The following is a 20,864-nucleotide window of genomic DNA, read 5'->3' on the forward strand; positions in this document are numbered from 1 at the left end:
TAATCTACACAAAGAACGCTAGACCTGCAATAGTTCATAATTTTATAAACCTAAAAGAGCAGTTTCCACCCCAACTGGTGGAAAAGAACAAAAGTTAGGGACAGTATAACAAATATGAAAAAACCCTTTATCCCCCATTTTGCTATTATATTTAGCAATGCATTCTGGTAATAGATATGGAAAATACACACAAGTTTTCTTATGGTCTCACTCTTGGGGCATTAGGCGTTGTATTTGGGGACATTGGTACCAGTCCATTATATGCTTTAAAAGTAACATTAAATAATATCACTATTACTCAAGCACATATTTTGGGGGTACTGTCACTTATTTTTTGGTGCTTGATTCTTGTTATTTCATTCAAATATCTGATTTTAATTTTGCGGGCGGATAATGATGGTGAGGGAGGGATTCTCGCCCTTTTAGCTCTAATGAAGCATAAAAGTACTAAATATACGCCTTTATTTTACATTATCGCAATTTTTGGAGCCGGCTTACTCTTAGGGGATGGAATGCTGACGCCAGCTATCTCTGTAATTAGTGCTGTAGAGGGCCTTGGCACTCTTTCAAATGAGTTTATTCCCTTTATTCTACCCATAGCTATAGTTATTTTGATTCTTCTTTTTACATTACAAGCAAGAGGAACTGGAAGTATAGGGAATTTATTTGGGCCACTTATACTAGTTTGGTTCATCACGATTGCTACTCTTGGTATCAGACAAATTGTTGATGCTCCTATTGTACTTACTGCGATCAATCCTTATTACGCCTTCGATTTAATTCGCGATACGGGACTGAAAGGATATTTGTTATTGGGCGGCATTTTTCTTGTTGTAACGGGTGGTGAAGCACTTTATGCAGATATAGGCCATTTTGGAAAAAAACCTATTCGTGCTGCTTGGTTTGCAGTTGTTCTTCCTTGCTTGTTATTAAATTATTTTGGTCAAGGAGCTAACTTACTCATAAACCCCAATGCAATCAGCAATCCTTTTTATATGATTGCACCTGAATGGTTTTATATTCCCTTGATTATTCTTGCTACTATTGCCACGATAATCGCCTCACAAGCTGTAATTTCAGCTACGTTTTCTTTGACAAAACAGGCGGTATTACTCAGCTTATGTCCCCGTATACCTATAGTCCAGACATCCAAGGAGTTTTCCGGGCAGATTTACGTACCACAAATTAATTTTATTTTGTTTATTGGAACCTTAACTTTCTGTGTTGCCTTCCAAACTTCAGATAGACTCGCACATGCTTATGGAATCGCTGTGAATGCAGACATGCTTCTAATTGATGCGATGGTTGCCTATGCTGCAATATCAATTTGGAAATGGTCAAAATATAAGGTCATGATTATATTTGGCTTTTTTCTTATCGTAGACTTTGCATTCCTTGGTTCAAATTTACATAAATTTTTGACTGGCGGTTGGGTTCCAGTTATTTTTGCTTTACTCATCGCGACCATTATGTACACCTGGAAATTTGGCTTGGAGTATTTACGCGAAAATTATTATATGAATAAAGACGACATTTCCAAGATTCTCAAGCAATTAGAATATAAAAGTTTAAATCAACTCACTGATCTGACAGCGGTTTTTATCACCGATGTTTATGATAAAAGCGGAGGCAGCTTCCTTCATTTTCTTAAATTAAGCCGTGCTGTTCCTGAGCGAGTACTTATTGTTAATTACGTTGTAGATAACATTCCACATATACATTACAGTCAACGTTATGAAATTACATGCTTGCATGAAAAGGTGTTCAATCTCACCTTGCATTATGGTTTTATGGAAACTATTTCGATACCCCGAGCTTTGGAACGCGCTTCCAACAAAAATCTTTTTCCCTTTAAGTTAAATGTGGAACGCGCTACATATATGGTAGAAATTCCTAACATTACCGCGTCAAAATCAAAAAAATCATTAACCTTTTATTGGCAAGAGAAGTTGTTTGCCTTCCTAATACGCAATTATTCAGCCAATTTAAATATCGAATTTTATAAGCTACCGTACAATAGAACGATGGCAATCGGCACCTATTATATTATGTAATAATCTCAGGAGTTTTTTATGTGGTTTAACAATGCACTGATCTATCAATATGAGCTGGATGAAGCGAGTGATTTAGCAGCATCTCTAGCTGAAAATATTCTAAAACCCTGCCCTCCCCATGCTCGCTTTGTTTATGGCTGGCTTCCGGCTTTTGCAGATGAAATGGTTCAGGAGGTTGCTGGAAGTTCTCTGGTTTGTATGGGTAAAGAAGAGCGTTTACTGCCAAGAGGCGTGATCAACAAAATGCTTGCCGAAAAAGTGCAAATGCTCGAGACCCAACACGGTCGCTCAATTAAGCGAGCAGAAAAGGCGCAAATGGCCGAAGATATTGAGTTTGAATTATTACCTAAATCATTTTGCATCCAAAAAAAGATGCTTGCTATTCTTGATAGTGCCAGCAAAAGAATTATAGTTAATGCCTCCAGTAATAATCAGGCATCACAACTCACCTCTCTTTTGCGCAAGTCTGTAGCAGGCATTTCGATTGAACCACTAACACATACAGAAAATCTGGCTTTACGATTCGCGGAATGGATTCATTCGCCCAATACACTCCCCAATCATTTTCAATTAGCATCTGATTGTCTGCTCTTTTCTCTTGATGATGAAAAAAAACGGGTGCATTGTAAAGGTTATGAGCTACCAGCAGAGGAGGTTTTAACTTTATTATCACAAGGTATGGCAACCGCAGAAATTTCTTTAATCTGGAAAGAAAGAATTCAGCTTACTCTAACTCATGACTTTGCATTCAAAAAACTCAAAAGTCTTGATTATCTTCTTGATGATTTCAACGAAATTAAACAACTTGATGAAGAATATCAACAACGCGATGCGGCACTCACTTTATTATCCGGAGAATTACGTGAGTTAACTCATGATCTTTTAGCGGTACTTGCAGTAAAAGAAAAAGAATCTGAGTTAGTAGAGGTTGTATAAAGGGCCATACATAATAAAACCTGGGTATTATAAGATTTACTCAGGTGCGATAAATGAAACAGTCAAGCTTGATTGTAATTGTTTAGAGAGTGTATTTGAGTTTGAATCTTGGTGGACAGCCATATTTGAACTCAGCTCCAAATACGGCTTTCCAGTCACTTCTTACAGTCAATTAATTAGATACTATGTGCTCCATTTTAGACGTATTGTAAGTCGCCTTATAAACCGCTAAAGCTTCCTCAGCAGCCTTGTTGAAACCTAAAGCCATATTCGCATCATACATAACAACTAGAGCTTGTTTTACGCTCGGTGCTTGCGGGTAGTTTTTCACTACATAACTCGCTCTATTAATTGCTGCTACATACATCTTGCGTTTAAAATAGAAGGTGGCAACATTCAATTCATGTTGGGCAAACATATTGCGTAAATAAATCATACGCTGTAGCGCGTTTGCTTTATATTTACTTTCAGGGAATTTTTGAATCAACACACCGAAATCAGAATAAGCCTGGTTTTGTGTACCAGGATCTCTCCAGGATTCGTCTAAAGGTAAAAATTTTGCAAAAACCCCACGACTTTGTTGGAAATTGGCCATACCCCTCATGTAATAGGCATAATCCACATTCTTAGCTCTTGGGTAAAGATGAATAAATCGCTCTGCAGTAGCGGCGGCTGAAGGATAGTCTTCATTTTTATAATAAGCATAAATTAATTGCATCTGTGAATGCTCAGTATAATCACTGAATGGATACATCGTTTCTATCGCTTCAAGATGTTTTATTGCCGTTGCATATTCTTTTTTACGTAAATCTTTCTGAGCCTCCGTATAAAGTTGCTCAGCAGTCATTCCTTTGTAAGGGTTATTATCATCATCTTCTTTACCCCACCACGTCTTGCATGCAGATAAAGATACAATAAGAACGACTAGGAACAACATTTGAATTCGTTTCATAAACTACACCTATCTAATATATATACCTGTTGTATCCGCGACAACAGCCACAAAAATTTGGAACATTATACCTAGGACTATTCATTTTGCGAACATTCTTCTATTTTTTTTGAAAAATGAAAAAAATAGAAACAACATCAAAAAATATTGCTCGTATTTGCGCAGAATATTAAAAAAATATTTGCAAAACCAAGGCCGTTAAGATAGTATTCACGCCTGGAGAGATGGCAGAGCGGTCGAATGCGGCGGTCTTGAAAACCGTTGAAGGGCAACCTTCCCAGGGTTCGAATCCCTGTCTCTCCGCCAAGCTTCATATCCCACCCATTGGCAACTTTAATTCACTATCAAAGTAATCCGCAGCAAATGAGTCAGTGTTGAAATTATTTAAGTCGTTGATATAGTAGCATTATCTAGGAATTAATGGAGAAACCTCTATGATAAGGAATACACTGAAGCGTTTTGGCAGTGTAACGAAATTACTGCACTGGTTAATCTTTATTTTAATTATTGCTCAATTTTATTTTGTCTGGTCGATTAGCCACGATTCACCACTCGCACCGCGATATATAATGCTGCACAAATCAGTAGGATTGACTATTTTATTACTCGGAATTTTATTTTTTATTTGGCATATTATAAATATCAAACCACTACCACCAATAACTCAACCGAGATGGCAATACATTACTTCCAAAGCAGTCCACCACACTCTTTTTATTCTTATCATACTCATGCCGATCGTCGGCTATTTATTAACTTGTGCGGATGGAAAACCCATTGATTTTTTTGGTTGGTTTACAATCCCTTGCCTTATCTCAAAGAACGATTACCTTGGCGGTATTATGTTTTCAACGCATCAAACGATTGCCTATTTAATCCTCATTTTGGTAGGGATTCATTTCCTTGCAGCTTTGTATCATCATTTTATTTGCAAAGATAATGTATTAAAACGCATGCTTCCTTTTATTTCTAGTGAATAATCTTACTATCTAAGACAGTGAAAATGAGTCATTAAACCAATGATTTTGACCGAGTAAAGAATTGCTCTTTACTCGGTTTATAAAGACATCTACGCGTAATATTGGGGAGCTGAAGGCGTATACATTCCAGGATATGGAGGTGGAGTGTCAGAGTAGGTGGGTTGAGTTTGAGTATAGTAAGTTGGAATATATATCCTTTGAGGAAGTCTGCAGTCAAAACTCAACTCCCCTACTTCAACCATATTTATATCCCCTTTACGTAAGTGTCGCAGTTTTTCTAATAGCTCCTGAACCTTTCCATTCTCTTTATTAAAATAACGAGAGAAAAAGGAAGGTATCGGTTTCTCATTCCCTAATAATTTTGCCATTTCCGCACGCAAGGCAACCATTGCACATCTTACAGCTATAGGATCCATACCTTTCTCATCGCGCAAATAAGCTTCTTCTGAGGCAGTTAATCTAAACCGCTCTGGGTCTGATGGGTCCATAGACTCTTTATTAGCTGACTTATTGAGGGAATCATACAGTATATTCATTGCAAAACACCCAATACCTGCACCAATGATAGTAAGGAGTACAGCTCCAGCAATTACTACACCAACAGGATTAACCCCTGCAGCTACAGCAAGAGCAATTAATGGTGCAGCGCCAAAATTAAGTGTTAAAAGTGTCGAACCCGCTCCAAATCCAATAGAAGTAGCGAACATTAATGCGCCCTTCATCCATCCTTCGCCATAGTAAAAACGCTCAACACTGTTTGCAAATTCATTAAGCATGTAATACAAAGCAATAAAAGCTAAAACGACGGCGATCAAAGCTAAAAGGATGAGGAATAAGGCTGCCAACAATTTAGCCAAATCGTCATTTGAAGATGAATCATGGCCATGGTGGTTTGAAGGCCAGCAGCAATCACCACCACCATGATTGTGATGATATGAATGATGATGAGAGTTGATTATAGAGCTCAAAATTAACCAATCAAGAAGCGTTGGATTTTGATAACTATAATAATTATACTGATTAATTACATACTTAGCCTTTGGATTAAACTGAGGCGTAGGCGGATTAAATGCGCTTCGTTGAGAAGACTGCATCCGTTGATACAAAGGTGTTGCGTTAAAAAGTGTATTAAAAGCGGCATATGCTTTTAATTTCTCTGCTGGATCCAGTTGAGCTAGTGGGCTTTGGCTCCATGGCGATTCTATAGAATATTGCACCGCCAGAAACATTTCGTTGTACGCAGCATTCACATCTAAGCCGCGGTCAACACAATTTTGATAATGACTTAATATATGACCATATAATTGCTTTAATTTAAGATCAGTAAACTTCTTGCTTAAATCAGGCATAGCGATACTCCTATATATTGGGTTATATAGGCAAACTCTGCTACCTCAGCGTCTAGTATATTGATTTTTAAAAATATAAATAAAGCAGCCCAAGTTAGCGCATTTGTCTATAAAACCTAGTGCCTCACAATTTGTGCGCGGTTAATTAAACTTTTTACATACAAGTCATAATCCATCATGCCATAGCTTGCTTCTATTTGTTGAATTAAGCTATCTTGCTGCTCCCTGTCTAATGTATTTAATTTCCCATCATGAATTTGCTTCAATCTCACTACGACATAATCACCATTCGGCATAACAAGGCCATCACGGCTTTCTGGTCGTAATAAATTGAATGCCATATCATTAATATCCGTATCTACCTTATCATTGTCACGAGTGGACTTAGCTACTGATTTCCATGATAAATTATTTGAGCGAATCAATTCTTGTTGCTGCTTATCCTCAACTGGACTCAATAAATTCTTTCCAATTTCTTTTGCTTTGGCTTGAGCAATTGTTTTAACCAAAATTTTGTTAATTTGATCACGAACAGCTTCTAAAGGTTGCTCCATTTCATCCCAATGTTGATTCACTCTTACAACTACCAGCGAATCATTATCAATTTGTATTGGCTCACTGTTATTGTTTAAATCAAGAACATCATGACTGAATGCAGCATTTATTACTTGTTTATTTTTTGTAATATTATCTGTACCACCCGATCTTGAAAAAGGTTGAGTTTTTTCAATTTTTAAATTTAAGGCTTCTGCTACTGGTTGGAGAGAGTCTGGAGATTGATAGCTTAAATCAGATAATTGCTCCATGGCTTGGGTATATTTTGTTTGAGCTGCCTCAGCAATCAATTGCTCTTTAATTGATGAAGCTACTTCGGAAAAAGGTTTTGTTGAAACAGGCTTATATGCCATTAATTTAAAAATTTCATATCCATGTTTTGTTCTTTCAGGAGGAGAAATCTGTCCTGGTTTAGTTAAATTAGATAAAATTTGATTATAATTATTTTGTCCTGCAGTAATCCAAGGGAGCACTCCTTTATCTGCTATTGAAAGTTTGTCATCTGACATCACTGAAACAAGATGTTCAAATTGTTCTGGGTTTTTCTGTAATACTTGGTATGCATCGTTTGCTTTTTTCTGAATCTTTTCCAAATCAGATTGACTCGCATTCTCTGGAACAGCAAATAAAATATGTGCTACTTGCCAACTTGCGGGGATTAAATAGCTATTTTGGTTGTCTTCATAATAGCGTTTCACATCATCATCAGAAATTTTTATCTTACTTCTAATGTCACGCATCGATAAAGTAACATAATCTAAACTGACTTTTTCTGGTGCCATGAATTCTTTTTTATGCATTTTATAATAATTAGCAATTTCTTCTGGAGAAACATGAATATCTTTTTCGAAATTCGCTACTGGAATAGTTAAATAATCGTAATCCCTACTTTGCATATACAAGCTCACAAAGCGATCAATTTCATCTGGTAAAGCAAAAGAACTCCCCATAAAAGCAAAACGTTGTTGGTTTAGAAGCATTCCTTGTTTTACTTCATTTTGAAAACTTGATTGAGTGAATAAAGCAGCATTTAGTGCTTGCTGATATTTTTGAGCTGAGAAGTGACCGTCTTCCTGAAATTGAGGGATACTCAAAATTGCTGCATCTGCTTGGTTGGAGCTCACATCAAATCCATTATTAAGAGCAGCTTGCACTAGAACCTCATTAGTAATCATTTGATCTAAGACTTGGTTTTGTAATTTTTTTTCATCAGCAGCAGTCATTTGCTCAATATCTTGCATGGAACGAGCACGTCTGTAATTATTTTCAAATGATTGTATTGTAAGTGGAGTGCCATTGACGACTACCTTGGAGTTTGTCGTTTGATGTGATTGCAGATAATAATCTACACCAAAAAGTGTAAACGTAATACCGATTAAAATAACCACCAACCAAGCTACAACACCCTGTATACGTTCATTTAACTTTTGTAACATGTCCCGAGATCCATATTATTAATAAATAAAGCATTTTTAATTTAGCGAGGGCTGATTATAACCCAGACTGAAAAAAATCAAAACAAAAAACATTCACCTATCCAGCAAAATTTTTCTTTTCTGAATTAGCTAAAAATCAGAGTGAAGTGAGTACGTTACTTCTTTTCATAACTTCATCTAAATCTTTCTCTTAAAGACAAGCAGAAATGAGAAGGAAATAAAATGTTGAAGCAAACATTCATTCCAGATAAAAAAAACGCGCCTTACGGCGCGTTAATCTGGCGGAGTGGACGGGGCTCGAACCCGCGACCCCCGGCGTGACAGGCCGGTATTCTGACCAACTGAACTACCACTCCATTTCTTGGTGGGTGCTGTAGGGATCGAACCTACGACCCTCGCCTTGTAAGGGCGATGCTCTCCCAGCTGAGCTAAGCACCCTGAAAACTTATGCTTCTTGCACCGCTTCTTTCAGGTTTTTACCCGCTTTAAACTTGGCTACTCGTGACGCTTTAATTTGAATAATTTTACCAGTTTGTGGGTTTCTACCTGTTCTTGCTGAACGATTGCCTGTTGAAAAAGAACCGAAACCAGGTATCACTACTTGATCACCACTTCTTAAAGCATCAGTAATAGTACTAGTAAAAGTTTCGAGAACTCTGCTTGCGTCAGCTTTTGTTAAACCCGAACCACTTGCTATAGCATCAACTAATTCGCTCTTATTCATTGCTTCCCCTATACTGTTAATCTTCCATACTTCTAAGTTAATTTAACCAAACTCATCAAATTAACCGGTCGAGTAGTTACTTCCTTGCAATGCCCGCTAGTGGCGGGCTACGAAACGAAATATACCTCTAATTAATGGGTATGTAAATCATTATTTTTAATTTTTTTTGATCTTTTACCCACTAAAGCCTCAGATTGTACATTTGTTGGCTTATCTACCCAAGGACTGCGTTGCAAAGCCAGTTCTAGAACCTGTTCTATGCTCTTAACAGGATGAATTGTTAGCTTACGTAAAACGTTATCTGGAATTTCTTCCAAATCTTTTACATTTTCCTCAGGTATAATGACATGCTTAATTCCACCTCGATGAGCCGCCAATAATTTTTCTTTGAGACCACCTATCGGCAACACCTGCCCTCTTAGCGTTATTTCGCCTGTCATCGCTACATCCGCTTTAACAGGAATCTGGGTCACGACAGAAACCAATACGGTACACATACCTATTCCTGCGCTTGGACCATCTTTTGGTGTAGCACCTTCGGGCACGTGAACGTGAAAATCGTTCTTATCATAAAAATCATCAGGTAAACCAAGTTTTTTAGCACGACTTCGTACAACCGTCATCGCCGCATGAATGGACTCCTGCATGACTTCACCCAATTGACCTGTATGCGTCACTTTACCTTTACCAGGCATCATTGATGCTTCAATCGTTAGCAATTCGCCACCAACGCTTGTCCAAGCCAAACCGGTAACCTGTCCCACTTGGTCAAACTCTTCAGCCAAACCATATCGGAATTTTTTCACACCCAAATATTTTTCAACATTGCTTGTGGTTACAGTCATTTTTTTAACTTTTTTATTCGACAAAATTTCTTTTACGACTTTTCGGCAAATACTAGCAATATCGCGCTCTAAATTACGCACGCCTGCTTCCCGAGTATAGTGACGGATAACATCTCGAATCGCACCCTCACTAATATGTATTTCATCGTTACTCAGACCGTTCAAGACGACTTGTTTAGGAACAAGATATTTCTCAGCAATACTTACCTTTTCATCTTCTGTATACCCTGCAAGTCGAATCACTTCCATTCTATCTAGTAATGGAGCAGGAATTTCCAGAGAATTTGCCGTTGCAATAAACATAACGTCACTCAAATCATAATCCACTTCAAGATAATGATCGTTAAACGTATGGTTCTGCTCAGGATCCAATACCTCGAGTAACGCTGCAGCCGGGTCTCCTCGGAAATCCATAGCCATTTTATCCACCTCATCCAACATAATTAGCGGATTTTTTACACCAGCCTTGCATAGTTTCTGAATAATCTTTCCTGGCATTGACCCGATATATGTTCTTCTATGACCGCGGATTTCCGCTTCATCGCGAACACCACCCAAAGCAATACGGATAAATGTACGGCCTGTAGCATTTGCAATAGATTGTCCTAATGAAGTTTTACCTACTCCTGGAGGTCCAACAAGACAAAGAATAGGTCCTTTTAAGCGTTTTACACGTTGCTGAACAGCCAGATATTCAATAATGCGTTCTTTAACCCGCTCTAGACCATAATGTTCTTTATCCAATAATTTTTCTGCTTTAAGCAAATCAAATTGAATTTTAGTTCTCTTTTTCCAGGGTACTGAAAGCATCCAATCAAGATAATTGCGGATAACGGTCGCTTCAGCAGACATGGGTGACATCATTTTCAACTTATGAAGCTCTGCAAGCGATTTTTCTTTGGCTTCTTTGGGCATACCGGCTTTATTAATCGAGTTTTCCAGTTGCTCAATTTCATTGCCTTCTTCGCCTAACTCGCCCAATTCTTTTTGAATCGCTTTCATTTGTTCATTGAGATAATACTCTCTCTGACTTTTTTCCATTTGCCGCTTAACACGCCCTCTCACACGTTTTTCAACATGTAATAAGTCAATTTCATTCTCGATAGCAGACATTAAACGTTCAAGACGAGTTCCTACATCTTTTGTTTCCAATAACTCTTGCTTATCGTCTACCTTCAGCGTTAAGTGGGCAGCAATGGTATCTGCTAAACGGCCGGGTTCTTCTATACCAGCAAGAGGCGATAAAACCTCAGGTGGAATCTTTTTATTCAGCTTAATGTATTGCTCAAACTGCGACATTAAGGAGCGCATCAAAATGCCAATATCCGGTTCTTGTACCGCAGTATTTTCATCTTCAATTAACTCGAGATCAGCTTCTAGATATCCTTTAGTTTGATTGTATTCTTTTGCTCTAGCACGCTTTTCACCCTCGACTAAAACTTTTACAGTTCCATCAGGTAGTTTCAGTAACTGAAGGACGCTAGATAACGTACCTACTTGGAAAATATCAGCAGCAGTCGGATCATCATTCGATGATTTTTTCTGTGCTACCAAAAAAATTTGTTTACTATCAACCATTGCCGCTTCTAGGGCTTTAATTGATTTTCCTCGTCCAACAAACAAAGGAATAACCATATGAGGGTAGACCACTACGTCTCTTAATGGTAATACAGGTATATTAGACAGATTTTCTGTCTCATTCGAAGTCTCTTTAATTTCAGTGGACATAATGAACCCTTATTTAAACGGAAAACTTATTATTATTCTCGTGACTACTAATTTATAATTTAAAAGGAAGGGAGAGTTATTGCAAGAAATTGAAGCGTTATAATTAAGAAAGTTCCTTAAAGATCTCTCCCGCAATGCAGGAGAGATAAAGAGTAGAAACTCTACTCTTGACCACCTGCTGCACTCTTCATCCCATCCTGTTCATAAATAAGAATGGGTTTAGATGAGCTATTCACGGCATTCTCATCAACCACAACCTTAATTACTCCTTCAAGAGAAGGTAATTCATACATGGTGTCTAAAAGAATATTTTCAAGTATTGCACGTAACCCTCGTGCACCCATTTTTCTTTCTAGAGCTTTTTTGGCAATGGCTGTCAATGCTTCTTCTCTAAATTCAAGTTCCACTTCTTCCATTTTGAATAAAGACTGGAATTGTTTGGTCAAAGCATTTTTAGGATTAGTTAAAATATCAATTAGAGCTGATTCATCCAACTCCTGTAATGTGGCAACTACAGGTAATCGTCCAACAAACTCTGGTATTAATCCGTATTTAATTAGATCGTCAGATTCCAATTGATTCAATACCTTGGATATTTCATCATTGGTTTCTTTTTTATTTTTTAATTGAGCAGAAAAGCCAATACCTGACTTATCACTTCGTTCTCTTATCACTTTTTCTAATCCAGCAAAGGCTCCACCACAAATAAATAAAATATTTGAAGTATCTACTTGCAAAAATTCTTGTTGTGGATGTTTGCGACCACCTTGCGGGGGAACTGATGCGATTGTACCTTCTATCAGTTTTAAAAGTGCTTGTTGAACTCCTTCACCAGAAACATCTCGGGTAATAGAAGGATTATCAGATTTACGTGATATCTTATCAATTTCATCAATGTAAACGATACCATGCTGAGCTTTATCTACATCGTAATCACACTTCTGTAGAAGCTTCTGAATAATATTTTCTACATCTTCACCTACATAACCTGCTTCAGTAAGTGTGGTTGCATCAGCCATAGCAAATGGAACATTGAGGATACGAGCCAACGTCTGAGCTAAAAGTGTTTTGCCGCTTCCAGTTGGACCAATAAGTAAAATATTACTTTTACCAAGCTCAACTCCATCTTCACTTTTATGTTGTAATCGCTTGTAATGATTATATACAGCTACGGACAAGACTTTTTTTGCATGTGATTGTCCAATGACGTACTCATCCAAAAAAGTTGAAATTTCTTTAGGTGATGGTAAGCGTACGTCTGTCTCTTCATGCGATTCATGGGTTTCTTCACGGATAATATCATTACACAGTTCAACACACTCATCACATACAAACACAGAAGGGCCAGCAATCAATTTTTTTACTTCATGTTGGCTCTTGCCGCAAAAAGAACAATACAAAACTTTATCGCCACTTCCGTTACCGGATTTACTCATAACCAAACCCCTTCTTACAACGATTATCGGAAAAATAGATAATATATGTAAAATATTAGTCAATCAGAAAAAGATATGCCACTGTTATTCAGGGCAATTATTTTTTTAAATAAAGCAAAAATACGAAGAAGTAATAATGAATCAATATAAAAGGGACCCCTATCGCATTCCTAGCCTGGGTGCAGTGAAGCGGAACCCGGTAAGCCTGAACCTCAAACCCAGGTTCCGCTTCACTGCACCTAAGCTACGATACATTATAGTTCAGTTCTTTAAATTTAATGAAAAATAATTACTCTGATTTACTTACTGACTCTCGATCATAAAGCACTTTATCAACCAAGCCGTACTCAACAGCTTGTGTGGCGCTCATAAAATTATCACGCTCAGTATCGCGCATAATTTGATCTGGTGTCTTTTTAGTATGCTTTGCCATAATAGTATTTAACCGCTCTCTTACAGCTAATGTCTCGCGAGCATGAATTTCGATGTCAGTTGCTTGACCTCGATACCCTCCTAATGGCTGGTGAATCATCACTCGTGAGTTTGGTAAACAGAATCTCTTACCATCAGCTCCAGCACAAAGTAACAAGGCAGCAGCACTTGCTGCTTGTCCTATACATAAAGTACTTACATCAGGTTTAATAAACTGGATGGTATCGTAAATTGCCAAGCCAGCAGTTACGACCCCTCCTGGTGAATTAATATAGAGAGAAATATCCTTTTCAGGGTTTTCAGACTCAAGAAACAACAATTGAGCAACCACCAAATTAGCCATATGATCTTCAACTTCACCCAAAAGAAAGATAATACGTTCTTTCAATAATCTTGAGTAAATATCATACGAACGCTCACCTCGTGAGGTTTGTTCAATAACCATTGGGACTAATCCACTGGCATTGCGAATTATGTTCTCTGAATAGCCCGACATATAATTACTCTCCTTTTTTCTCTGTCGCTTCAGTTGCTGGTTTAGGATTCATGACTGAATCATAATCTTTATTTTTATATTTAACTTTTGCATCCTCAGCGATTTTATCTGCAACCATTTCTTCCATAACAAGTGCTTCAATTTCAGCCATGTGCTCTTTGCTGTTTTGATACCAAGCACGAAGCTCATCAGGATTTTCATAAGCACTGGCAAACCGTTCAATTAATGCATTCACTTTATCTTTATCAGCGACAATTTGGTGTTTTTTAACATACTCTGAAAAGAGTAAACCAAGATGAACACGTCGTTTTGCTTGATCTTCGAAAAGCTCTCGTGGGAAATCAGGAATCTTTTCATTCTCATGATGTTCATGTCCAAAAAGACGATGATACATATCGTGCTTCAGATGTTCGATTTCTTTGTCAATTAAAGCGATTGGCAATTCAATGGTATTTACTTCCATTAATTTATCAAACAACTTTTCCCTGTTCATCATGCTCACACGACGCTCTAACTCACGAGTCATATTTTCTTTAATGTCTTTTTTCAGCGCGTCGATACCACCTTCCTTGATATTAAACTTCGCAGCAAACTCATCATTAAGTTCAGGAAGCTTTCCTTCCATGACATTATGAATCGTAATTTTGAAAACAGCTTCTTTGCCTGCTAATTCTTTATGACCATAATCTTCAGGAAAAGTTACTTTAATATCAAAAGGCTTCTCTTTTTTATTGCCAATAATTCCATCTTCAAATCCAGGAATCATTGCTCCAGAACCAATAATTAATTCATGCCCTTTAGCGCTGCCACCATCAAAAAGTTTATCATCGAGGTAGCCTTCAAAATCGATAACGACTTTGTCGCCTTTTTTGACAGGTCGAGATACATCATGCCATTCTTTATTTTGTTCACGAAGTTTATCCAACATGCTTTCAACATCTTTATCAGTCACTTCTGAACGAGCTAGTTCAACTGCTGCTTGATTTAATTCAGCAATCTCAAATACAGGCATCACTTCAAATGTTGCGGTATATTTAAAATCCTTACCTTTCTCTATTTGCTCAGGCTCTACAGAGGGATAGCCAGCAGGAATTAATTCATTTTTTTGCAATGCTTCGTATAATGTGGATTGAACCATCTCGCGCGCAACCTCTTCACGAACACTTTGAGAGTAGCGGCTGACGACAACATGCATGGGTACTTTACCGGGACGAAAACCATCAATTTTAACTTTGCGAGCAAGACTCTTGAGACGTAAGCTCACTTCTTCCTCAACTTTCTCTGAAGGTACAGAAACTGTTACCTTACGTTCCAAACCTTTTAAGGTCTCAACAGAAACTTGCATCAATTTCACCTCTTGGAATTATAATATAATGGTGCGAAAGGAGAGACTCGAACTCTCACGGGTCGCCCCGCTGGAACCTAAATCCAGTGCGTCTACCAATTCCGCCACTTTCGCAAATCAGGTTGGATTATCAATCAGTAATTCGGTCTTGTAAAGACTCAGATAAAATCTTTAGCGATAAACCATTTTTTCTCAAATGGGGTGAACGATGGGACTCGAACCCACGACAACCGGGATCACAACCCGGGGCTCTACCAACTGAGCTACGCTCACCATAAAAACTTTTTACCAGAAATTCTTATGAACAAGATCTGGGCTGGCACGCCCGGCAGGATTCGAACCTGCTACCCTCGGCTTAGAAGGCCGATGCTCTATCCAGATGAGCTACGGGCGCATCTTGGTCGGGGTGGAGGGATTCGAACCCCCGACATCCTGCTCCCAAAGCAGGCGCGCTACCAGACTGCGCTACACCCCGTAAAACCCGTCCCAAGGACAGAGCGCAGATAATACTAGGTGCTTTCATCAAGGTCAATATCTTAATTCATTTAATTTTCATTAATTTTACTTTATGTGTGAAGATGCTTATTTAGCTTGAACAAATCGACATTTTTTGAAACATATAGCTGAGTGTACATCCAAATACTTAAGCTCATGCTCCTACTCGTATCTTCATCACTTTTCAGCTAGCATTAGTGATTATAATAAACTCCCAATAAATATTATGAAATTAAAACTGCTTCCTATCTTCGACAATATGAATTACTTACATAAAAATCATGAGCATGTCGTATTGCCCGATCTGCGCTTTCAAAATGATTTTAATTACGCTTTAAGTTTTCTGAAAAGTTATACCGGTAGTCAAGGCACATTTAACAGTTACCGCAGAGAAACTGAGCGTTTATTACAGTGGTCCTGGTTAATTAAAAAAGCAACAATAAACGAATTGAAACGTGATGATATAGAGCAATACATCCATTTTTGTCAAAATCCACCAAAATCCTGGATCGGTTTAAAAAAAGTACCCCGTTTTATTGAAAAAGAAGGAAAGCGCACCCCTAATGAAGAATGGAAGCCTTTTGTAGTTACATTAAGTAAATCTGCAATAAAAAATGGACATAAGCCTGAAATTGAGCAATTCAATTTATCTCAAGGCGCTATTCAAGAGATATTTGCTATTTTAAGCACCTTATTTAATTTTTTAATTGCTGAAGAGTATTTGGTCTCTAATCCGATTGCGCTAATTCGTCAAAAAAGTAAATTTATTCGCAAGAAACAACATAATGCTCCTATACGCAGACTTAGCCTGGTTCAATGGGGCGCGGTATTGGAAGCTGCCGAATCCCTTGCAGCAGAATCCCCTTTGAAGCATGAACGCACCCGGTTCATGCTGAGCATGTTATTTGGTATGTATTTACGTATATCTGAACTGGCAGCAAGCGATCGCTGGATCCCGAGCATGAATGATTTTTCCAAGGACAGTAACGGCCACTGGTGGTTTACCACCGTCGGTAAAGGAAATAAAGAGCGACAGATCGCAGTGAGCGATGCCATGTTAGAGAGTTTAATGCGATGGCGTTGTTTCCTGGGTTTATCTCCTCTTCCCTCTCCGGCGGATAATAGTCCGCTTATTCCCAAGATTCGTGGTAACGGTCCTATAAGTGATACAGCACCAATACGAAGAATCATTCAGCGTTGTTTTGACTTGGCTGGTGAGCAACTGAGAATAAAAGGGCATATTGAGGAAGCCGATAATTTGGCTGCAGCTACTGTCCACTGGCTAAGGCATACTGGAATCTCTGAAGATGTTAAAATTCGCCCTCGTGAACATGTCCGAGATGATGCGGGTCATAGTTCCAGTGCAACAACGGATCGCTACATTGATATTGAGAAACAGGCTCGTTACAAATCAGCCAGGAAAAAAACTATAGAGCCCGAACCAAGCTAGATATTTTTGTGTTAAAATTAATTCATTTGTAGCTAAAGATTTATCATGCTTACTCTTCGTCAAATTACGCTTAGTCGTGGTACTAAAATTTTATTGGATAAAGTTAATGCCACTCTATATGAAAAGCAAAAAATAGGTCTTATCGGTCATAATGGTTGTGGTAAATCAACGTTATTTGATTTTCTATTAGGAAAGTTAATTCCTGATGCAGGTGAATTTTTAATTAATCCTCAACTCACCATCAGTCATTTATCTCAGCAATTACCTGACAGCGATGAAAAAGCATTGGATTTTGTCTTAGGCGGCGATGACGATTATATGAAGTTGCTCCATCGCTTGCACGAAGCAGAAACTATGGGTAATGATGCGGAAGTACTCGCATGTCATGAAGAATTAAGTCATACCGGAGGCTACAGTAAACCAGCTCAAGCAGCTACGATTATGTCCGGACTTGGTTTTAGAGGCGAACAACAACACGCCTCAGTAAATAGTTTTTCGGGAGGCTGGCGCATGCGTTTAAGCCTTGCTCGTTGTTTAATGAAACCGGCTGATTTGCTTTTACTGGATGAGCCTACCAACCATTTGGACATGGAAGCAATTTTTTGGCTGGAACGTTTTTTAAAGCAAAGTCCCAGCACGATTATTCTTATTTCTCATGATCGAGAATTTCTTGATGCTTTTGTGACCCACATTTTACATATCGAGAAACAAAATCTAACTCTTTACAGTGGCAATTACAGTTGTTTTGAAAAAACACATGCACAACAATTGGCATTACAACAAGCCATGTATGAAAAACAACAAACAAAAATCAATCATATGATGTCCTTTGTAAATCGTTTTAGAGCAAAAGCAACTAAGGCAAAGCAAGCGCAAGGACGTCTTAAAGCCATAGAGAGAATGGAAATTATTGCTGCAGCGCAAGTTGATTCACCTTTTTCTTTTGATTTCTTCCCCTGTCCGCGGGCAGGAAATCCATTAATTCAATGCAATATGGTTGATGCAGGCTATCAAACGGAACAACCGATATTAAAAAGAATTAATCTTTCACTCAATCCTGGCGACCGAGTAGCCCTACTCGGGCCCAATGGTGAAGGAAAGTCAACTTTAATTAAAACATTAACCGGGTCTTTGAGTCCTTTAAATGGCACAATTCACCGTTCCGCACATTTAAAAATTGGCTATTATGCGCAACACCAATTAGAACAATTGAACTGTAATTTAAGTCCCGTAGAAACAATTCAAATTTTGTCGCCAGAAGTGCGTGAACAAACGATTCGTGATTTTTTGGGCGGCTTTAATTTTACTGGTGATATGGCAGTACAACCTATAAATCACTTTTCTGGTGGTGAAAAAGCACGCTTGGCTTTAGCAAAACTTGTTTGGCTTAAACCCAATCTACTCCTGCTTGATGAACCAACAAACCATTTGGATCTTGGGATGCGATCTGCCATTGAACTTGCATTACAAAGTTATGAAGGTGCATTAATTCTGATTTCTCATGACCGCCATATGCTCAAAACCAGCGTGGATAATTTCTATCTGGTATACCAACAAAAAGTTCAGGCTTTTGATGGTGACTTGGATGATTATTATTCCTGGTTACAAACTAAAGATGCAATTAAGGAAAATACAATTACTGCACCTGTAAATGATTATAAAGAAAAGAAAACATTACAAAATCGCCTGAAAAAATTGGAACAATTAATTGAACACTATCAAAGTGAAATTTCCAAACTGGATGCCCAACTGGGCGATTCCACTCTTTATGAAGACAATGCGCAACAAAATAAACTCAATCAATTGGTACAAAAGCGCAGCTCCACCCACTCCTCTTTAAATCAGGCCGAAGAAGAATGGCTAGAAATTAGCAGTAGCCTGGAAGATTTAGCGTAATGCTCGAAATAACAAAGTAGAATCGGGAAATTAGTGTAGCAATTCATTCTGAGTTCTATTTCGCTGATATCCAGGCTAACGTAATTTTCAATCAAGAAAAACGCAAATAATAGGTCTGTTGGCAATTCTACTATCTTGGCCAACAGAACCTAATCAAGAGTGATTATAAATTTCAATGGCAACCCTGCTCACGTCTTGTTGGATTTGAAAGGCATCATCAAGCGTTTCTAAAGGCGTATTAGATACTGCAATGATAAATGCAAACAAATGCCCATTTTTCGCGTCAATATATCCTGACAATACTTCCGAAAAGGAATAATAACGTTGGTTAGCGAAGTCATAAGACAGTGATGTGCCTGTTTTTCCATGAACTTTTCCTACTGCAGGAATATTCTGAGCTGCTTTAGCAATACTGCCATCTACACCCAGTATTGGTAATGCATTATAGAAAAGTTTAAATTGATCTTCAGGAAGTTTGTGCATATAGGTTAATAACTGAATAGCAGCGTTGGGAAGAAGCCTGTTTGTATCTCCACCAGCACCATCACCGAATACAAACTCGTTTTTAGTTAATCCTACTGTACCAAGCAAAAATGCCGCAATATGGGACATGCCTTCAGCAAATGATGTTTCCTTATAGTGTTGAGCCAATAAAAGTGGTATTAAATCGGCACCTATATTATGACTTAACTTTAAAATGACTTTAATATATTCAGAAAATGGTGGGGAAATATATTGGGCTATAGGCGTAAGTTGTTTATAGACATCGGCATCAGGTAGCTGACTATTTTTATTGTCAAAGTTTATTACAATACCTTGTTGTTTTAAAGCAGCAATAAAAGCTTGTCTGGCAAAAGGGGCGGGTTTAAGGATAGGAGATACTCTTAATATTTCCCCAGCATTGGCAGCAATTTTTCCTTTTAGAGTCAATGCGGTGTTGTCATTATTTGCTGAGATTTCAATATTGGTTTTTTCACCATTGCCAACGGTCATAACCTGATTCTCAATTGAATAACCAGGAGCTTGCGGGCGCCATTTTATTGAGGCTTTCTGTCCCACAGCAGTAGGTTTAATTTGAAAATCAAACAGGTTTTCATTAATCATGACGGGAGAAATAGTGTAATTACGCAAATATTCCGTTGCAAACAAACGATTATCTACTAACACATCACCGTTAATTTGTTTAATACCTTTTGCTTTGATTTGCTGAGCAAGACTGATAAGTCCATTGAGTGGATTTTCGGGAGTAATGGATGCGCCCGGCAAATCATTAGCATAAATATGATCAATATATCCATAAGTGAGTTTGTCATTATGAACACGGCCGCCTAACTCTAAATCGCCTTTCCCGACGAGAATTAAGTTACCATCTAATGTGCCATTTTCTTGTTGTCCAATAAAATAAACCGGTGTTTTAAAACGATAGTCATTACCTAAAATGTGCAACGCAGTTGCAGAAGAAAATAATTTAGTTACAGAAGCAGGCATTAATAAGTAGTTGTTATTTAATTGATAAATGGTTTCTTGGGTATTCAAATCCTTAACTTCAATCCACCATTGTGCATTTTTATAACGTGGTTGGTGCATCACATTGAGCATATCCTGAGGCAACGATTTAGCTGCGTTGGATGAAGAAGAAAATAAGAAAATAAAAATTGCGGCGAGCTTAAAAACTATTTTTGTTGTTTTTTGTTTCATTTGCACGGTAAGTTCCTATCATCTAATGATTACCTTGAGAATAATAAGTTGTCAGAT

At 38.0% G+C, this 20,864-nt stretch carries 14 protein-coding genes and 7 tRNA genes; 6 read left to right on the top strand and 15 right to left on the bottom strand.

All coding sequences use genetic code 11. The features are described from left to right. Positions 1-176 precede the first annotated feature (176 nt). Together DY223_RS09860 and DY223_RS09865 are read left to right on the top strand one after the other, a co-directional pair. Entirely contained in the window at positions 177-2,054 is a 1,878-nt protein-coding gene (locus tag DY223_RS09860) for a potassium transporter Kup (RefSeq protein WP_058458845.1), read from the top strand. 18 nt (positions 2,055-2,072) lie between these two features. Further along, a complete protein-coding gene (locus DY223_RS09865; protein WP_058458846.1) occupies positions 2,073-2,990 on the top strand; it encodes a recombination-associated protein RdgC in 918 nt (305 codons plus the stop codon). Between the two features lie 172 nt (positions 2,991-3,162). Here the strand turns inward: DY223_RS09865 and DY223_RS09870 are convergent, their stop codons facing one another. Next, entirely contained in the window at positions 3,163-3,942 is a 780-nt protein-coding gene (locus DY223_RS09870; RefSeq protein ID WP_058458847.1) for an outer membrane protein assembly factor BamD, read from the bottom strand. Positions 3,943-4,160: 218 nt separating this feature from the next. On the opposite strand from DY223_RS09870, the gene DY223_RS09875 reads away from it, so the two are divergent. Continuing rightward, positions 4,161-4,248, top strand: a tRNA-Ser gene (locus tag DY223_RS09875). A 128-nt stretch (positions 4,249-4,376) separates the two neighbouring features. Then, positions 4,377-4,922 (top strand): cytochrome b, encoded by a 546-nt coding sequence (locus tag DY223_RS09880; RefSeq protein WP_174223906.1) that lies wholly within the window; start codon positions 4,377-4,379, stop codon positions 4,920-4,922. Positions 4,923-5,011: 89 nt separating this feature from the next. Here the strand turns inward: DY223_RS09880 and DY223_RS09885 are convergent, their stop codons facing one another. From DY223_RS09885 to DY223_RS09945, 13 genes are all read right to left on the bottom strand, one after another. Continuing rightward, positions 5,012-6,271 carry a hypothetical protein gene (locus DY223_RS09885; RefSeq protein WP_058458848.1) on the bottom strand — a complete coding sequence of 420 codons (1,260 nt, stop codon included), beginning with the start codon at positions 6,269-6,271 and terminating at the stop codon, positions 5,012-5,014. A 116-nt stretch (positions 6,272-6,387) separates the two neighbouring features. Then, entirely contained in the window at positions 6,388-8,262 is a 1,875-nt protein-coding gene (locus DY223_RS09890; protein WP_058458849.1) for a SurA N-terminal domain-containing protein, read from the bottom strand. Between the two features lie 279 nt (positions 8,263-8,541). Then, positions 8,542-8,618, bottom strand: a tRNA-Asp gene (locus tag DY223_RS09895). A 6-nt stretch (positions 8,619-8,624) separates the two neighbouring features. After that, positions 8,625-8,700: transfer RNA gene (locus DY223_RS09900), tRNA-Val, on the bottom strand. Between the two features lie 7 nt (positions 8,701-8,707). Next, positions 8,708-8,986 carry an HU family DNA-binding protein gene (locus DY223_RS09905; protein ID WP_010653977.1) on the bottom strand — a complete coding sequence of 93 codons (279 nt, stop codon included), beginning with the start codon at positions 8,984-8,986 and terminating at the stop codon, positions 8,708-8,710. Between the two features lie 131 nt (positions 8,987-9,117). Then, the gene (lon, locus tag DY223_RS09910) at positions 9,118-11,559 is read right to left on the bottom strand and encodes an endopeptidase La (protein ID WP_058458850.1); all 2,442 of its coding nucleotides are present in this window, start codon (positions 11,557-11,559) and stop codon (positions 9,118-9,120) included. 161 nt (positions 11,560-11,720) lie between these two features. Continuing rightward, on the bottom strand, positions 11,721-12,995 hold the full coding sequence (gene clpX / locus DY223_RS09915; RefSeq protein ID WP_058458851.1) for an ATP-dependent Clp protease ATP-binding subunit ClpX: 1,275 nt from the start codon (positions 12,993-12,995) through the stop codon (positions 11,721-11,723). 289 nt (positions 12,996-13,284) lie between these two features. Next, positions 13,285-13,923 carry an ATP-dependent Clp endopeptidase proteolytic subunit ClpP gene (gene clpP, locus DY223_RS09920; RefSeq protein WP_058458852.1) on the bottom strand — a complete coding sequence of 213 codons (639 nt, stop codon included), beginning with the start codon at positions 13,921-13,923 and terminating at the stop codon, positions 13,285-13,287. 4 nt (positions 13,924-13,927) lie between these two features. After that, on the bottom strand, positions 13,928-15,268 hold the full coding sequence (tig, locus tag DY223_RS09925; protein ID WP_058458853.1) for a trigger factor: 1,341 nt from the start codon (positions 15,266-15,268) through the stop codon (positions 13,928-13,930). Positions 15,269-15,297: 29 nt separating this feature from the next. Next, positions 15,298-15,382, bottom strand: a tRNA-Leu gene (locus tag DY223_RS09930). A gap of 83 nt (positions 15,383-15,465) precedes the next feature. Next, positions 15,466-15,541, bottom strand: a tRNA-His gene (locus tag DY223_RS09935). A gap of 44 nt (positions 15,542-15,585) precedes the next feature. Continuing rightward, a tRNA-Arg gene (locus DY223_RS09940) sits at positions 15,586-15,662 on the bottom strand. A 4-nt stretch (positions 15,663-15,666) separates the two neighbouring features. Further along, positions 15,667-15,743 (bottom strand) — tRNA-Pro (locus DY223_RS09945). 246 nt (positions 15,744-15,989) lie between these two features. Here DY223_RS09945 and DY223_RS09950 point away from each other — a divergent pair. Both DY223_RS09950 and DY223_RS09955 read left to right on the top strand, forming a co-directional pair. Continuing rightward, positions 15,990-17,213, top strand: a complete 1,224-nt coding sequence (locus DY223_RS09950; RefSeq protein WP_058458854.1) for a tyrosine-type recombinase/integrase — start codon at positions 15,990-15,992, stop codon at positions 17,211-17,213. 45 nt (positions 17,214-17,258) lie between these two features. Continuing rightward, positions 17,259-19,109 carry an ABC-F family ATP-binding cassette domain-containing protein gene (locus tag DY223_RS09955; protein WP_058458855.1) on the top strand — a complete coding sequence of 617 codons (1,851 nt, stop codon included), beginning with the start codon at positions 17,259-17,261 and terminating at the stop codon, positions 19,107-19,109. Between the two features lie 153 nt (positions 19,110-19,262). On the opposite strand, the gene dacB is transcribed toward DY223_RS09955, so the two are convergent. After that, positions 19,263-20,807 carry a D-alanyl-D-alanine carboxypeptidase/D-alanyl-D-alanine endopeptidase gene (gene dacB, locus DY223_RS09960; RefSeq protein WP_147293817.1) on the bottom strand — a complete coding sequence of 515 codons (1,545 nt, stop codon included), beginning with the start codon at positions 20,805-20,807 and terminating at the stop codon, positions 19,263-19,265. Positions 20,808-20,864 lie beyond the last annotated feature (57 nt).

The sequence above is a fragment of the Legionella bozemanae genome (assembly GCF_900450575.1).
Lineage (GTDB): Bacteria > Pseudomonadota > Gammaproteobacteria > Legionellales > Legionellaceae > Legionella > Legionella bozemanae.

Coding starts and splice junctions, on each gene's coding strand:
- clpP (WP_058458852.1), bottom strand. CDS start 13,923: ATGTCGGGCTATTCAGAGAACATAATTCGCAATGCCAGTGGATTAGTC.
- DY223_RS09890 (WP_058458849.1), bottom strand. CDS start 8,262: ATGTTACAAAAGTTAAATGAACGTATACAGGGTGTTGTAGCTTGGTTG.
- DY223_RS09865 (WP_058458846.1), top strand. CDS start 2,073: ATGTGGTTTAACAATGCACTGATCTATCAATATGAGCTGGATGAAGCG.
- DY223_RS09885 (WP_058458848.1), bottom strand. CDS start 6,271: ATGCCTGATTTAAGCAAGAAGTTTACTGATCTTAAATTAAAGCAATTA.
- DY223_RS09870 (WP_058458847.1), bottom strand. CDS start 3,942: ATGAAACGAATTCAAATGTTGTTCCTAGTCGTTCTTATTGTATCTTTA.
- DY223_RS09905 (WP_010653977.1), bottom strand. CDS start 8,986: ATGAATAAGAGCGAATTAGTTGATGCTATAGCAAGTGGTTCGGGTTTA.
- DY223_RS09860 (WP_058458845.1), top strand. CDS start 177: ATGGAAAATACACACAAGTTTTCTTATGGTCTCACTCTTGGGGCATTA.
- lon (WP_058458850.1), bottom strand. CDS start 11,559: ATGTCCACTGAAATTAAAGAGACTTCGAATGAGACAGAAAATCTGTCT.
- dacB (WP_147293817.1), bottom strand. CDS start 20,807: ATGAAACAAAAAACAACAAAAATAGTTTTTAAGCTCGCCGCAATTTTT.
- DY223_RS09880 (WP_174223906.1), top strand. CDS start 4,377: ATGATAAGGAATACACTGAAGCGTTTTGGCAGTGTAACGAAATTACTG.
- tig (WP_058458853.1), bottom strand. CDS start 15,268: ATGCAAGTTTCTGTTGAGACCTTAAAAGGTTTGGAACGTAAGGTAACA.
- DY223_RS09955 (WP_058458855.1), top strand. CDS start 17,259: ATGCTTACTCTTCGTCAAATTACGCTTAGTCGTGGTACTAAAATTTTA.
- DY223_RS09950 (WP_058458854.1), top strand. CDS start 15,990: ATGAAATTAAAACTGCTTCCTATCTTCGACAATATGAATTACTTACAT.
- clpX (WP_058458851.1), bottom strand. CDS start 12,995: ATGAGTAAATCCGGTAACGGAAGTGGCGATAAAGTTTTGTATTGTTCT.